This window comes from Trichocoleus sp. AS-A1 (assembly GCF_039962015.1).
Taxonomy (GTDB): Bacteria; Cyanobacteriota; Cyanobacteriia; order Cyanobacteriales; family FACHB-T130; genus FACHB-T130.
Map to the genome: position 1 here is coordinate 1 of NZ_JAMPKG010000068.1, position 15,624 is coordinate 15,624.

Sequence of the window (15,624 nt, forward strand, 5' to 3'; positions counted from 1 at the left end):
TTTGTGATTACTTTAGCCCGTCGTTTAGGCTGTCGCACTGTTCCCGATTGTATCCGCGCTCTCGCCAATCAGGTTCACCAGGTTTTTCTCTGGCTAACATGAAACCACCCTGCCAACCCCCCTTAAAAAAGGGGGGCTAAGAAGGAAGAAGGTTATGTGTAGCGGTCAGATGTGTAGCGGTTAGACAATGAATGGGTATCGCTAAAAAGGAAGCACGTTTATCACTTGCATCTCGTACTGCTCCTTCGCTGCTACATCACTGGATCTCGCGTTTGTCCCCAAAGGGAAGGGAAGCGGTTCGTAGCGTTCCAGGCGGTTGAGGGGTGTGCTGGTTGCAGCTTCGTAGGCGATCGCGCTGTGGAGGTAAGCTAGGATTTCCATCATTGGTAGATGCCTGTGGGGGTGAAGTTCTGGATTACCCTTAGTTTTATGGGAATGCAGATTTAGCGGGAGCGATCGCTTACCAGTTTTTGGAAAGTGCGCCCGCTTGGTGGCTGTAAACCTAGTTTTCTCGTAGGGGATGCGGCTTGAGAAGGGGTCAGTTGCAAAATTGGCTGACGCATTGGGAAAATAGCGAAGTCTTTTACGCCTTGTCTACGCTTTGCCAAAGGCGCTCGGTTGCGGAGCATCTCAATGATTACCCGATTGGGTGATTTCTCAGGGCAACAAGCGTGAATAAGATAAGCTCAGCGAACAACATGATTGAATACAACAGTTTGGCGTGCGTTGGTAAGTTTTGTAAACTACCTTCAGCCAATTGCAACTGGTTGTAGTATCATACTACAGTTCCCTTGACCGGGAAATTATTGAAAAGTATCTCAGGAGGAAGAGTGATGTTAGAGCGTGTAGCCGTTAAGACCGCCACAACCATTCAGACGCAACACCCCATCCTCACAGAGCTTTTCATTTAATTATTCTGATGTACGCGAATAATTTACGCGATTCCTCTGTGAGTTTGGCGGTCTATAACCGCACCCATAGAGGAAACTTCAATGAATTTAGAGTTGTTGGGCTGGAATCGTTTTTTTGAGAAAAACTTTGACAGCTATTTTCAACAAGGGTATACTGTTGGTCGAGTTGCTCTTGAGCAAAAAAATACCTACCTTCTCTACACCGAGTTAGGAGAATTGTCGGCAGAAGTAACGGGGAAAATGCGTTACCAAGCCGACACACGAACAGATTTTCCAGCGGTAGGAGATTGGGTAATTGTTACCATCATTGACGATGAAGAAAGAGCAAAAATCCATGAAATTTTGCCCAGAAAAAGCAAATTTTCTCGAAAAGCTGTAGGCGCACAAACAGATGAGCAAATAATTGCCACCAACATTGATACGGTGTTTTTGGTTTCGGGATTGGATCTAGACTTCAATCTCCGAAGAATCGAACGTTATCTAATTTTGGTTTGGGAAAGTGGAGCGAATCCGGTCATCATTCTGAATAAAGCCGACTTGTGCGATGAAGTTGAGCAACGAAAAGCAGAAGTAGAAGCGATCGCTCCTGGCGTACCCATTATTAGCTTGAGTGCAATTGAGAACCAAGGACTCGATGCCTTGAGTCCCTATCTCGGTACGGGGCAAACCGTAGCACTAATTGGTTCTTCGGGAGTCGGGAAATCGACGATTACCAATCAATTAGCTAAAAAGGACATTCAAGCAGTTCAATCAGTACGCAAAGGAGATAATCGAGGCCGCCACACCACAACACATCGAGAGTTAATTATTTTGCCTTCTGGGGGTTTGCTGATGGACACTCCGGGAATGCGAGAAATTCAGATGTGGAATGGAAGTGAAGGCTTTCAGGAAACCTTTACTGATATCAATACGCTTGCTACAGAGTGTCGCTTTCGCGATTGCCAACATGAAGCAGAACCCGGTTGTGCAGTGCAACAAGCTTTGCTTGATGGCATTCTAGATAAGCAACGTTTCCGGAACTACCGAAAACTTCAACAAGAGCTTGAATACAATCACCGGAAACAAGATCAAAAAGCGTCTTTAGCCGAGAAGGAAAAATGGAAAAAAATCCATAAAGCTCTAAGAAACAATCCAAAACGCTAAGCAGCTAAGTCATTATCTTAGCCAGCAAAAAAGCGTTAACTTCTAGGAGCAGCCAGTAAGGATTGGGAAGTGGAGTCTCGAAACTTCCAAGTTAAACTTGGAAGTTTCAAGGCCTCAATTCCGCATAGGCAGTTGAATTCGTGTAGCCGTGAGTTGACTTGCCAGCGTTTTTTATCAACACTCAGTATTTTGGAAATAGCCATGAAGAACCTAACAAAAAATCATCATCTGTACTCTAATTACCCAGGATTCAGCATATATGCAAAAAAAATCATTTCTAACCGCCGAACAAATTAGCTACGAACTCGCTTCCGACCAAACCTTATTTACCAATGTTCAAGCCACAGTGAATGAGGGAGATAGAATTGCGCTTGTCGGTGCTAATGGGGTAGGAAAATCAACCTTGCTCAAAATCTTGGCTGGTGAAATTCAGCCTAGTTCGGGTTCTGTGAATCGTGAAGGTACGGTTTATTACCTTCCACAAATTAGCACCCTTATCCAGTCAACCCAAGGCGCGACTGTTTTTGATTTTTTAAGTTATTTTTCAGAGGATTGGTGGGAAATTAGTAACCTGTTAGAAGCGAAGTTAAAAACTTCAGTAGATATTTCGCTACCCGTTAGCAGTTTGAGTGGCGGTGAGCTTACTAAACTGCTTCTGGCAATTGGTTTATACAGAAACCCAAGCGTGCTACTCCTAGATGAACCCACGAATCATCTTGATTTCTTAGCTTTGGAGAATCTAAAGCATTTCCTCCAAGAATTGAAACAACCTTTTGTCCTTGTCTCTCACAAACCTTTTTTCCTAGATCAAGTCGTCAACACCATCTGGGAGTTAACACCATTAGGAGTGAAGGTTTATGGGGGTAACTTTTCCAGCTACAAGGAACAAAAAGAAATTGAATTTCAGGTAGCTTTGAGGACGCGAGAAATAGCCAAAAAAGAACTTAAGCAGGCAACTGATGCGTCTTTGCAAGAAGAGAAACGGGCAGGAAAATCCCGAAGAGAAGGGCGTAAACAAGCTCACGATAGAAGTATGGGAAAATCTGCAAGAAGATTCTTCGAGAATCGAGCATCAGCAAGTGCTGGAAGCGCCTCAAAAAAACATGAGGTGGCTATCGCTAAAGCTACACAAAATTTGGAATCTGCCAAAATTAGGACAAATCCAGTTGCCATTGTTCGCCTTGAAGAAGAAAGGAGTAAAAAGGGGAGAAGCTTAATTGACATTCAAGGAGCAAATCTGAAGATTGGAAGTCAGTTTCTCATCAAGAATATACAGATGCACATAGCATCCGGTGAGCGAGTTGCTATTTCTGGGGCTAATGGATCGGGAAAATCAAGCTTAATTAGGACAGTCTTGGGCATTCATCGAGAAAATTCTCCAGCAATTCTTGAAGCGGGAAAAGTTTCAGTTGCTCCCCGTTTAAAAGTTGTATGTCTTGACCAAACTTACGAGTTTGTCGATAGGGAAAATACAATTTTAGGAAATTTGCAAGTAGCTAATCCCAACCTAGAGTATCAACTTGTCAGACAGCAGCTTGGACACTTTTTATTTTTTAATGATGAAGTGAATAAAAAAGCCGATGTTTTGAGTGGAGGGGAGCTAGCAAGACTTGCCCTGGCGATGATTAGTGTATCGGAAATTGAATTGCTGGTATTGGATGAACCAACGAATAATTTGGATTTGGAAACCGTTACTCAAATTGTGGAAGCGTTAGAGGAGTATCAAGGTGCTATCTTGGTAATTTCTCATGACCTAGACTTTCTCAGTCGCATTCAGATAACCAAAGCCTTTAAAATCCAAAATAAGGCGATGCGAACGACCGTTTTTCTTCCCGATGAGACGGAACAATATTATCAAGAATTGCTGGGATAGCCAAAAGTAGCTCTAACTAAAATTAGGTGCTATCTAAATAGGCAAGTTTGTTTGTCTATAGCAGTCCAAATGATTTGTGAAGGCAAGATACCCGACTGCTTAGAAAAGTCGGGTATCTGAACCGCTAGTTCCCAATTAAAGTAGGATTGTTATAGATACTCCTTGAGGCGTCAAATATGTTTATTAAACAGATGCCATGAACCCTAACTCAAATAATCCTAAAACGATTACCTATACCCAAATTGTAGACCTGAGTCATGTCATCGATCCAAATATACCTATTTGGCAAAACGATCCACTCGTTGAATTTGAGCCAGTCGCCAAGTTAGAAAAAGATGGTTACTATCTACGAAGATTCTCGATGGGAGAACATAGCGGCACTCATATCAACGCACCGAACAGCTTTTATGAAGATGGAAGTGGGATTGAGAGCTATCCAGCTCAATCACTTGTTGTAGCAGCAATTGTTATCGATATCCGCGATAAAACTACTGCTAATTTTGACTATGCTTTAACAACAGCCGATGTCCTCGATTGGGAACATCAATACCATCCGATATTCCCTGACACTGTTGTACTTCTATACACGGGTTGGCAAGAAAAGTGGGGCGATCGAAGAGCTTTTTTAAATCAGGACGAACAAGGCAACTTTCACTTTCCGGGGTTTGGGGCTGAAACTAGCCGATTCTTAGTCGAAGAACGCGCGATCGCTGGCGTGGGAATTGATACTCATGGCGTTGATCCAGGGCAAGATGAAACCTTTAGCACCAACCGCCTGGTACTAAAAAAGGCTGGAATTATATTGGAAAATCTGACAAATCTCGATCGGTTATCGCCTACTGGCACCACATTAGTCATTGGGATTTTACGTCTACGGGGTGGTTCTGGGACACCTGTATCCGTGTTAGCTTTTTTGCCTTGATATCTGCACAAAAATCGCATTGACTTTACGTGATCGCGCCTTCAATCAACCTTGATAGGCGATTATCCCTTGTGGTGAAAGCAAAGATAGATGACGCCGGATGCCGACAACGCCCCGATAGCTGCAAAAGAAAGAATCGATATGTCTGAACAAGAGGTTTTTGTCTTTCCTGCATCATTTGCCCAACAGCGGCTGTGGTTCCTTGACCAGTTGATACCTGGCAATGCGATCTATAATGTGCCGACAGTCATTCGCCTAAAAGGTACGCTCAATTTCGCGGCATTAGAGCAGACATTTAACGAAATTGTGCGTCGCCACGAAGCCTTACGGACTACATTTAAGGTGCTAGAGGGGCAACCCGTACAAGTGATTCCTGCGGAAAGCTGCGCTAAGGCTTCCGGCTTAACCATCCCTCTGTCCGTAGTAGACCTGCGGCAGTTTCCAGAATGCGATCGCGAACTCCAAGCCCAGCAGTTGGTAGCAGCAGAAATCGAGCGTCCTTTTGATTTGTCCTCTATTCCATTGCTGCGAGTAAAGCTGCTACAGCTTTCCGAAACAGAACATATTCTATTGCTGAATATGCACCACATTATCTGTGATGATTGGTCGATTGGGGTGCTGATTCGGGAACTGGGAACCCTCTACACAGCCTTTACTTGTAAAGACGCGACGCATCCCGTCTCTACGCTGCCGGAACTGCCCCTACAATACGCCGACTTTGCCCATTGGCAGCGCCAGTGGCTGCAAGGAGAGGTGCTGGAAACTCAGTTAGCTTATTGGCGGCAACAATTAAACGGTATTTCCGTGCTAAATTTGCCCGTTGACCGACCGAAACCAGCGGTTGCAAGCTATCGAGGAGCAACGCAATCTTTAGAGTTACCGAAAAAGCTCAGTGATGCGCTCCAGACGCTTTCGCAGCAAGAAGGTGTAACCCTATTTATGACTTTGCTGGCAGCATTTCAGATTTTACTTTATCGATACACGCATCAAGAAGATATTGCGGTGGGTTCGCCAATTGCTAACCGTAACCGCAGTGAAATTGAAGGATTGATTGGCTTTTTTGTCAACAGTTTGGTATTACGCACCGACTTATCTGGAAACCCAACTTTTCGGGAACTCTTGGGCAGAGTCCGGCAGGTAACACTAGGCGCATACAGCCATCAAGATTTGCCCTTTGAGAAGCTTGTTGAGGAACTGCATCCAGATCGCAACTTAAATATTCATCCGTTATTCCAAGTAGTGTTTGGTTTTGAAAATGCGCCAATGTCGGCACTAAAACTACCTGAATTAGTGCCTAGTTTTATGGATATTGACTTTAAAACAACACGATTCAATTTGGAGTTTCATCTGTGGAAATGTTCTGAAGATTTCCGAAGTTTGTGGGGTGGGAAATGGGGAAATTCTGAGGGAATTAGAGGCGTAGTGGTTTACAACACGGATTTATTCGATGAAGCCACGATTACCAGAATGCTGGGACATTTTAAAACATTGCTTGAAGGGATTGTTAATCATCCCGAAGAACGAGTTGCAAATTTACCGCTATTGGGTGAAGCTGAACGACAGCAGTTATTAATACAAATAAACGACACCGGGGCAGATTATCCTGAAAATCAGTGTATCCATCAGTTATTTGAAAATCAGGTAAAGCAAAATCATAATTCTATAGCAGTAATGTTTGAGAATTTAGAGACAAGGGTTATCGAGTCTCTAACCTACCGGGAGTTGAACATACGCAGCAACCAATTAGCACATTATTTGCAAAAATTGGGGGTAGGTTCGGAAGTTTTAGTCGGCATCTGCATGGAGCGTTCTGTAGACCTAATTGTGGGATTACTAGGCATTCTGAAAGCCGGGGGAGCTTATATGCCTTTAGATCCGAGTTATCCTCAAGAGCGTTTGAAGTTCATGCTTGATGATGCTTGTAGAGGCGAAGCATTTGTCAAGAAAAAACTTGGCTCCGAGCCAGAAATTACTGCCACGAATGCTTCGCCCATACTATTGCTGACACAGGAAAAATTTGTTGAGAATTTTGGGGATTTACCGCACCCAGTTGTGGCCCTCGATAAAGATTGGGAAATCATTTCCCAAGAAAGTAAAGAAAACCCGAATAGCAGCGTAACCAGCAATAACTTAGCTTATGTAATCTACACTTCTGGATCTACAGGAAATCCCAAGGGAGTTGCGGTTACTCACAAAGCTGTCAATCGGCTGGTATGCAACACAAATTATGTAAAATTGTCACCTAATGATAAAGTTGCCCAAGCCTCAAACACTTCCTTCGACGCAGCAACATTCGAGATTTGGGGAGCTTTGGTTAACGGCGCTCAACTTGTTGGAATTAGCAGAGATGTCACTCTTTCGCCCCACGAGTTTGCATTACAACTCCAACAAAAAGACATCAGCGTTTTATTTTTGACCACCGCTTTATTTCAACAGATTGCCAGAGATGTTCCCCATGCTTTCGCTTCGTTACGCTATTTGCTATTTGGAGGCGAGGCTGTTGATACTCGGTGGGTCAAAAAGGTTCTTAAACATGGAGTGCCAAAGCAATTCATTCATGTCTATGGGCCAACAGAGAGTACAACATTTTCTTCTTATTATTGCTTAGAGAACTTAGCAGAATCAGCAGCCTCTATCCCCATTGGTCGCCCGATTACGAATACGCAGATTTATTTACTGGATGCTCATTTACAACCTGTACCGATTGATGTTATTGGCGAATTGTACATTGGCGGTGATGGATTGGCGAGAGAATATCTGAATCGCCCTGAATTAACTGCTGAACGCTTTATTTTTAATCCTTTTAGTAATAAACCAGAAACACGACTTTATAAAACGGGTGACTTAGGCCGCTATTTACCAGACGGCAATATTGAGTTTTTAGGTCGCATTGATAATCAGGTAAAAATTCGCGGCTTCCGCATCGAATTGGGTGAAATTGAAGCAGCGGTTAATCAGCATCCAGCAGTGCGCGAGACAGTGGTAATTGTGAGGGAAGATATCCCTGGGGATAAGCACTTAGTCGCTTATATTGTTCCTAGCCAAAAACAGGCACCAGCAACCATAAATCTGCGACAATTTCTGAAAGAAAAGTTACCAGAATACATGGTGCCTTCAGCTTATGTCATGCTAGAATTCCTACCGCTGACACCGAATGGAAAAGTAGATCGCCGTGCCTTACCTGCGGTTGATACGCTCAGTTTTGATATCAAAGAAGATTATGTCGCACCACGCGATCGCGTTGAGGAAGCGCTAGCCGAAATTTGGGCTAAAGTTTTGGGAAAAGAGCAGGTAAGTGTCCACGACAATTTCTTTGAATTGGGCGGTCATTCTCTACTCGCAACTCAGCTAAATTCCCGCATCCGCGATGCTTTCCAAATAGAGTTGTCTGTACGCAACTTGTTTGAATCTCCAACGGTAGCTAGTTTAGCTAGGCACATTGAAACGATGTGTTGGGCAGCTAAAGGTTTGGATAACACGAATTCTACGGAAAATGAGCGAGAAGAAATAGAATTTTAAGTCTTTCTACAATCTCATTTGCAAATACTCAAGAGTCAGCAAGCGCAAGTAATCTAAAATGTTCTGAGCGTTACCCGCATTTAGCACAAAACGCACTGACAACTTCGGAAAATAGCTGATTCTTCTCCACCAAAGCCATGTGTCCACCCGGCTTGATCGTGACGAGTTCAGCTTGAGGTAGTTCGGCTTTCATGCGATCGCTTGCAACAGGTTTAGTTGCGATATCTGTTGCACCGCAAACGACCAACACCGGAACGTTAATCGTTGGGAGTGTTGTTGTTTCCTCGAAATTGAACATTGCCAATGTACCGCGAGCGAGAACACCAGGCGAACCTAAAGCCGATAAGAAAGCGGCGAAATCCAGTTGACCGCGGGTTTCAGTCCCCTTAAATCCAGAAATCTCTACGCTGATGTGTAGCGAACCGTTGAGATAGCTTAGCCAAGTCATCAGCCAAAAGAGGGGTGACAGGAGCATGGTGAGGTACAGCAATGGTTCAAGCAGCGGTTTCTGCAATTTGGGTAACACACTGCTCAAGATAGAAGTTTTCAGCGGATTGGTGTAGGTTGTATCTGCGAGGATTAAGCCTGCTACGCGACGCCCCAGATGTTCTGGAAACAGCCGACAGAATGTTAGGTTAATCATGCCGCCCATGCTGTGTCCAAGCAGGATAACCGGCTTGTCTCCGGCGATCGCAACAACGGCTTCGAGGTCACGGGCATATTTTTCTACGGAGTAGTCGTTATTTTTGGGTCTAGTAGATTTTCCTAGCCCTGGCAAGTCCCAAACAATCACTCGGAAGCGATCGCTCAGTTGTCGCTTGGCATAGTACCATACCGCACTGTTTGGTCCCCAACCGTGTGACAAGATAATCGGTTGACCATCCTCAGGCCCATAGAACTCTACTTGCAGAACGCTACCATCGGGTCGTTGTATGCGCTGCACAGTTCCGGTACGCATGATTTTGGGTTCGTCAGCACCTTGGCGACGCAGCAGCGGCAAGCTGATAAAACGACCGCCGAGAGACCACAAAACCATCGCCAGTCCGCCTATCAAGTAGGATGTCCCCACCAGTTCCCCTTCGTACCACTCATACAGAATGTAAATTCCTCCGCCTAGTATCCCGATGGACAGCAATCCAACCAGCCATACGAGTAGGAAATTGAGGGGCATGAACACCATAAGCAGAAACCTTTAGGGTGGGATGTTGACTGCGTTGTCTTCCAACGTCATACCGAGGTTAGACCACAGTCGGGTCAATAGCAAGTAAACTCCTCTAGCGGGTAGTGTCCTAGAAGAGGTTTAATTTTGAAAACAGTTGAGTTTTTATCTTACCTCCGTAGCTTAGATATTCAGGTTTTTGTTGATGGAGAACGCCTGCGCTGTAACGCCCCAGAAGGAAGCCTCACCGCAGAACTACGTGCAGAGATAGCTGAACGCAAAGCTGAAATTCTCTCATTTCTAAGGACAGCTAACGTTACCACAAACGCTACTCCGATAAGCCTTACACCCATTTTGCGGGACAGAAATCTGTCGCTATCCTTTGCACAACAGCGGCTGTGGTTTCTGGATCAATTAGTCCCTAACAATGCTTTCTATAATGTTCCGGCAGCGGTGCGTCTGGTAGGTTCGTTAAATTTAGCAGCCCTGGAGAAGACTTTTAACGAAATTGTGCGCCGTCACGAAGCTTTACGCACCACTTTTGTAACGGTGGAAGGGCAACCCGTACAAGCGATCGCATCCACGTTAACTGTACCGCTACCAGTAATAGATTTGCGATCGCGAAGCGTCTCCGAAGGAGAATCGCAAAGCGTCTCTGTTGCCGAAGCCGCCCTAAAAGGGCTAGGAGAATTAGAAACCGAAGCGCGACGCATCACCACCCAAGAAGCTCAACGCCCTTTCGATTTGTCCAAAGACCCTTTTCTACGAGTAACGCTACTGCGGTTAGATGAGTCAGAATATGTGCTACTGCTGGTTCTGCACCACATTGTCTCCGATGGCTGGTCTATGGGGGTACTAATTCGCGAGTTAGCGGCACTCTACACAGCCTTTGCTTCTTGTAAAGACGATAAATTTTCCGTCTCTACACCTTTACCAGAACTACCTATTCAGTATGCAGACTTTGCCCACTGGCAACGTGAGTGGTTGCAAGGGGAAGTATTGGAAACACAACTTGCTTACTGGCGGCGGCAATTAGAGGGTATTTCTATCTTAAATTTGCCTACTGACAGACCTCGACCAGCAGTTCAAAGCTACCGGGGTGCAACGCAACTTTTGCAACTACCAAAAAGCCTGAGCAAGGCGTTAGAAGCCTTAAGCCAGCAAGAAGGCGTAACTTTGTTTATGACTTTACTTGCAGCATTTCAAACTTTGCTGTACCGCTACACACAGCAAGAAGATATTGCCGTAGGTTCGCCAATTGCCAACCGCAACCGCAGTAAAATTGAAGGGTTAATTGGTTTTTTTGTCAATAGTTTGGTGTTGCGTACCAACTTTGATGGAAACCCAACATTTCGCTCACTTTTGAGTCGAGTGCGAGAGGTATCGCTTGGAGCATATGCTCACCAAGATTTGCCTTTTGAAAAGCTGGTGGAGGAACTGCATCCGGAGCGCAACTTGAATCAAAATCCCCTGTTTCAGGTGGTGTTCGCGCTACAAAATGCGCCAATGTCGGCGTTAGAACTACCAGAGTTAACCTTAAGCCCGCTGCAATTTGTTGATACAGAAACAACGCGATTTGATTTAGAGTTCCACTTGTGGGAGCAAAAGGAAAATAATGGGTTAGGGGTAGATAGCTCAGAAGGAATTAGCGGCTTTGTCGTATACAGCACCGATTTATTCGATGCAGCCACGATTAACCGAATGCTGGAACATTTCCAAATATTGCTAGAGGGCATTGTTGCAAATCCAGAGCAACGAGTTACCGAATTACCGATATTAAGTGAAGCTGAACTACATCAACTGTTAGTGCAATGGAATAATACCAAAGTAGATTATCCCAATGATTTGTGTGTTCATCAGCTATTTGAAGCACAGGTAGAGCAGAATAAAGATGCGATTGCTCTAGTATTTGAAGATAAAGAACTCACCTACCAAGAGTTAAATATACGCAGCAACAAACTTGCACGTTATTTACAAAAATTGGGTATTGGTGCGGAAATTTTAGTAGGACTTTGCGTAGAGCGATCGCTTGATATGATAATCGGGATGTTAGCCATCCTGAAAGCAGGTGGAGCATACCTACCTTTAGACCCCAGCTACCCCCCTGAGCGTTTGAGTTTTATGCTTCAAGATGCTCAAGTGCCAGTTATATTAACACATGAACAGTGTATCGAACGTCTTGGGAAGCATACCTCACGAATAATTTGTTTAGACAAAGATTGGGAAACAATTGCCCAAGAAAGCGAAGATAATCCTAGCAGCAACGTTACCGCAGACAACCTTGCTTATGTCATCTACACCTCTGGCACCACAGGAAAGCCTAAAGGGGTTAAAATTGAACATCGCAGCTTATTAAATCTCATCTTTTGGCATCAGAGAACGTTTGCAGTTTCACCGCTTGACCGAGTAACGCAGGTTGCTGGAGTTGCCTTTGATGCTTGCGGGTGGGAAATTTTGCCTTATTTGAGTGCAGGATGTAGCATCTATTTGATTGATGATGAACTAAGAATAGCGCCTGAAAAGCTGAGAGACTTCTTAATATCGAAATCAATAACAATTAGCTTTTTACCGACACCTTTAGCTGACAAAATTTTGTTATTGGATTGGTCTACTAACGCCGCTTTACGAATATTACTGACAGGGGGAGACAAACTACACCAGTCTCCTTTGGCTGAGTATCCTTTCCAGCTAGTTAATAATTATGGCCCAACTGAGAATACTGTTGTTACAACTTCCGGGATAGTTGCTGTTAAAGAGAAAGAAGATTCACCCAACAGGGCTTCAAAAGGGGGGCAAGAGGGGAGCGTAAATGTAGCAGCATCAGGAAATGCGATCGCGCCTACAATTGGTCGTCCCATTGCCAACACTCAAGTTTATGTTATAGATAGATATTTACAACCTGTACCCATCGGCGTTGCTGGTGAATTGCACATTGGTGGTGATGGACTAGCGCGAGGTTATTTAAACCGTCCCGATTTAACTGCTGAAAAATTCATTTCTAACCCTTTTAGCAACCAACCAGAAGCACGTCTTTATAAAACAGGCGATTTAGTTCGCTATCAACCAGATGGCAATATCGAATTTTTAGGTCGCCTCGACGAACAAGTAAAAATTCGCGGCTTCCGCATAGAGTTGGGAGAAATTGAAGCGGTACTGAGCCAGAATCCAGCAGTGCTGCAAAATGTTGTAATAACTCGTGAAGATTTACCAGGGGAAAAGCGTTTAGTAGCTTATGTAGCGCTAAATGCTGAATACAGCGAACAGAAGCAGATGGAAATGCAATTGCAAAATGAGCAGGTTTCGCAATGGCAGATGCTCTACAACGAAAATTATAATCAACCTGCTGCTGGTTCAGATCCAACATTCAATATTGTCGGTTGGAATAGCAGTTATACTAATCAACCGATTCCAGCAGAACAGATGCGTGAATGGGTAGATAACCAAGTCGCGCAAATTCTGGATTTGCAACCGAGTCGAGTGCTAGAAATTGGGTGCGGAACAGGTTTATTGTTGTTTAGAATTGCGCCTCACTGCAATAAATATTGTGGGACGGACTTTTCCTCTGCTTCACTGCACTACATTCAGCAGCAATTGGCACAATTACCTCAAGTAACATTGCTTCAGAAGTTGGCGACTGACTTTGAGGGAGTGGAGTCCGAAGCCTTTGATACGGTGATTCTGAACTCGGTTGTGCAATATTTTCCCAATATTGATTATCTGGTGCGCGTACTGGAGGGTGCAATAAATGCGATCGCTCCCGGTGGCTTCATCTTCATTGGCGATGTGCGTAGTCTCCCACTGCTGCAAGCTTTCCACGCCTCAGTACAGCTTTATCAAGCCGAACCCTCCCTCACCCGCGAACAGTTGCAGCAACGAGTAGAAATGCAAATGTTCCAAGAAACTGAGTTAGTAATCGATCCAGCTTTCTTCACTGCTTTAAAACAGCGATTTCCCCAGATTAGCGACGTACAAATTCAACTAATTCGGGGCCGTTCTCACAATGAATTAACGCAGTTTCGTTACAATGCGATTCTGCATATTGGCACAGAAATAGATCCCCCCAACCCCCCTTATGAAGGGGGGCTTCAGAACCCAAAAATAAATCTTCCTAGCCCCTCTTATAAAGGAGGGCTTCAGAACCCAGAAATAGATCCCCCCAACCCCCCTTATGAAGGGGGGCTTCAGAACCCCCCTTTTCAAGGGGGGCAGGGGGGATCAAATTGGCTAGACTGGCACGAAAATAACTTAACCGTCTCCGCTGTACTTCAGCTATTAGTTGATAACCAACTAGAACTCTTAAGCATTACCAATGTGCCTAATGCGCGGGTAACAGCAGCAGTTAAAACAGCAGAATGGCTATCAGGCGCAGCAGAATTTAAGACTGCGGGACAGATGCGTGAAGCATTGCAAAAACTCCAAAATTCAGGAGTAGAACCAGAAGACTTTTATAGTCTAGATGTACCCTACAACGTTGATATTAGCTGGTCAAATTCCGGCACTGATGGACGCTACGATGTAGCGTTTGTAAGGAAAAAAGTAGATAAGAAAACTACTTTGCCACTCAGCGCTAAATTGCGATCGCTACAATCTTATGCGAATAATCCCCTGCAAGCAAAAGCAGCTCGTAAGTTAATCCCTCAATTGCAGACTTATCTCACCCAAAAGCTACCTGAGTACATGGTGCCATCAGCTTTTGTAGTCCTAGAATCTCTACCGCTTACGCCTAATGGCAAAGTCGATCGGCGTGCTTTACCTGCACCCGAACCAGTCAAACTAGAATTGGCAGGAAGTTATGTTGCACCTCAAACTCCGGTTGAGGAAGCATTAGTGAAAATTTTTGCTGAGGTTTTGGGAGTTAAACGGGTAGGTATTCACGATAACTTCTTTGAATTAGGAGGACATTCATTACTAGCGACTCAGCTTGTTTCTAGAGTGCGCGACGCATTCGGGGTGGAGTTACCTTTGCGTAGCGTCTTTGAGGCACCGACCATTGCAGAATTATCGAAAGCGCTCGCTAGTTTTCAGCAGACCACTACTCAAAGCAAAGCCCCAGCCTTAGTGCCAATTTCTCGTGAAAATCGTCGCATGAAGCTATCTTCTCTCAACAAAGAAAACCAACAACCGTGAACCAGATGAACACCAGCGACCAATTTCCAGAAAATTTCATCTGGGGCGCGGCTACCTCCGCTTATCAGATAGAGGGTGCGGTAACAGAAGGCGATCGCAAACCCAGCGTCTGGGATACCTTCAGTGCTACCCCCGGACGGGTTGAGAATGGCGATACGGGTGCTGTTGCTTGCGACCATTACCACCGCTACGAAACAGACGTAGAACTGATGGCACAACTGGGCATCCAGCATTATCGCTTTAGTATCGCTTGGCCCCGAATTATTCCTGATGGTCGGGGAAACGTGAATGAGAAGGGAATTGATTTCTACAAGCGTCTGGTTGATTGCCTGCACAAACACAGTATTACACCCCACGCCACCTTGTTTCATTGGGACAGTCCTCAAGCACTAGAGGACTTGTACGGTTCTTGGCGCAGCCGGGAGATGGCTTCAGATTTTGCTGACTATGCTACTGCCGTTGTCAGTCGGTTAGGCGATCGCATCACCAACTGGATGACCATCAACGAAATCCCCTGCTTCACTGATTTCGCCTACGATGTAGATAAAGACCCACCCTTTGCCCCTGGCACTCGCGTCAAAACTCGCAAAGAAGTGTGGCAGACTTCTCACCATGCCCTCCTCGCTCATGGAATGGGCTGTCAAGCTATCCGTGCTGCCTCGCCCCTTCCCTGTTCCGTAGCACTTGTAGACAATATTTCTGTCACTGTTCCCCTCACCGAATCAGCGGCTGATATAACCGCAGCTCAGCAAGCTTTCCATACTTCTTGGCTCAATGGGGGGATTATTTTTCCCGCTCTTACGGGTGTCTACAGTCCAGCAATGCTTGAGAAGTTGGGCGTTGATGCTCCAGATATAGCGGTTCTCACATGAGAGGAATACACTCTGAGGTATCAGGAGCAACGTAGTAACAGCAATGAGTGAACCAGCCAATCATGTCTTTAATGGTGACTGAATTGAATGCTTCTGTA

8 protein-coding genes and 1 pseudogene are annotated in these 15,624 nt (G+C 44.9%); 6 read left to right on the plus strand and 3 right to left on the minus strand.

Translation table 11 applies throughout. The annotated features are described in order from the left end of the window. Nucleotides 1-201 precede the first annotated feature (201 nt). A complete protein-coding gene (locus NC994_RS26970; protein ID WP_190432885.1) occupies nt 202-384 on the minus strand; it encodes a hypothetical protein in 183 nt (60 codons plus the stop codon). A gap of 59 nt (nt 385-443) precedes the next feature. Continuing rightward, nucleotides 444-608: a hypothetical protein gene (locus NC994_RS26975; RefSeq protein WP_190666801.1), complete on the minus strand. Its 165-nt coding sequence runs from the start codon at nt 606-608 to the stop codon at nt 444-446. Between the two features lie 384 nt (nt 609-992). Here NC994_RS26975 and rsgA point away from each other — a divergent pair, with 384 nt between their 5' ends. The 4 genes from rsgA to NC994_RS26995 all read left to right on the plus strand — a co-directional run bounded on the left by rsgA (nt 993) and on the right by NC994_RS26995 (nt 8,368). After that, complete coding sequence (gene rsgA, locus NC994_RS26980) at nt 993-2,054, plus strand: ribosome small subunit-dependent GTPase A (RefSeq protein WP_190432897.1); 1,062 nt, start codon at nt 993-995, stop codon at nt 2,052-2,054. A gap of 259 nt (nt 2,055-2,313) precedes the next feature. After that, the gene (abc-f, locus tag NC994_RS26985) at nt 2,314-3,927 is read left to right on the plus strand and encodes a ribosomal protection-like ABC-F family protein (protein ID WP_190432899.1); all 1,614 of its coding nucleotides are present in this window, start codon (nt 2,314-2,316) and stop codon (nt 3,925-3,927) included. 196 nt (nt 3,928-4,123) lie between these two features. Then, on the plus strand, nt 4,124-4,849 hold the full coding sequence (locus NC994_RS26990; RefSeq protein WP_190432901.1) for a cyclase family protein: 726 nt from the start codon (nt 4,124-4,126) through the stop codon (nt 4,847-4,849). 141 nt (nt 4,850-4,990) lie between these two features. Further along, nucleotides 4,991-8,368, plus strand: a complete 3,378-nt coding sequence (locus tag NC994_RS26995) for a non-ribosomal peptide synthetase (RefSeq protein WP_190432903.1) — start codon at nt 4,991-4,993, stop codon at nt 8,366-8,368. 70 nt (nt 8,369-8,438) lie between these two features. On the opposite strand, the gene NC994_RS27000 is transcribed toward NC994_RS26995, so the two are convergent. Then, the gene (locus tag NC994_RS27000) at nt 8,439-9,548 is read right to left on the minus strand and encodes an alpha/beta hydrolase (RefSeq protein WP_190432905.1); all 1,110 of its coding nucleotides are present in this window, start codon (nt 9,546-9,548) and stop codon (nt 8,439-8,441) included. Nucleotides 9,549-9,674: 126 nt separating this feature from the next. Between NC994_RS27000 and NC994_RS27005 the strand changes: the two genes are divergently transcribed. Together NC994_RS27005 and NC994_RS27010 are read left to right on the plus strand one after the other, a co-directional pair. Beyond that, nucleotides 9,675-14,654 (plus strand): non-ribosomal peptide synthetase, encoded by a 4,980-nt coding sequence (locus tag NC994_RS27005; protein ID WP_190432907.1) that lies wholly within the window; start codon nt 9,675-9,677, stop codon nt 14,652-14,654. Nucleotides 14,655-14,659: 5 nt separating this feature from the next. After that, nucleotides 14,660-15,511, plus strand: a pseudogene (locus tag NC994_RS27010) (family 1 glycosylhydrolase); the annotation flags it as partial. Nucleotides 15,512-15,624 lie beyond the last annotated feature (113 nt).